Origin of the sequence: Paenibacillus xylanilyticus (assembly GCF_013359935.1) — a bacterium.
Classification (GTDB): domain Bacteria; phylum Bacillota; class Bacilli; order Paenibacillales; family Paenibacillaceae; genus Paenibacillus; species Paenibacillus xylanilyticus.
Genome location: NZ_JABMCB010000155.1, coordinates 1 through 607, shown reverse-complemented (window position 1 = coordinate 607; position 607 = coordinate 1). Strand labels below are relative to the sequence as shown.

General features: G+C 35.3%; 1 protein-coding gene. It reads right to left on the bottom strand.

Features of this window, described 5'->3' with window-relative positions; translation table 11 throughout:
- A partial coding sequence (locus HP552_RS05555; RefSeq protein WP_175394592.1) for a DUF1398 domain-containing protein occupies positions 1-399 on the bottom strand: 399 nt, incomplete at its 3' end.
- Between the last annotated feature and the right edge of the window lie 208 nt (positions 400-607).

The window sequence follows — 607 nt, the reverse complement described above, 5'->3', positions numbered from 1 at the left end:
GATTTGTGTAGTGTTCTGAATGCTCTCAGTAAATAGTAATGAATTATCAAAGGTATAGTAATATCTTTTATGTTCATGGATATTTGTAACCCATCGGAAAACTCCTGCTTTAGCAAGATTTTCCCTGTATTGCTGAAATGTGATTTCTCTTGATTTCAACCTATCATAGGACGTTTCTATAAGATGCGTGTTTCTTGAGAATTTAACATTTACAACCTTTTTAAGTCCTTTTATTAACACGGTGTTATCGTTTTCTAACACGATGTGAATATTATCTGTGGCTAGATAGTAAATATAATGTGAGACGTTGTGACGTTTTAGTTCAGAATAAAACAATTCACAGTCTAAATCTTTTCGCACTTGATCGAATATTTCTTTAAAAATGGCAACCTGAGCCATTGGTAAAACCTTCCATGTGATACGAGGGCGCGTAGTTTGCATTATCGTTTTTATCGTTTCAATCTGGTCTGACCTCCTTGTGTTTTGTTGATGATTTATGTCAAATATTAGGAATGTTTTCACTTAATAGTATTGGTTGCGTAACAAAGTGCGGTCCTGCTGGCATTCTGGAGGGAAATACAACCGACAGATGTATGTAAGGCCAACG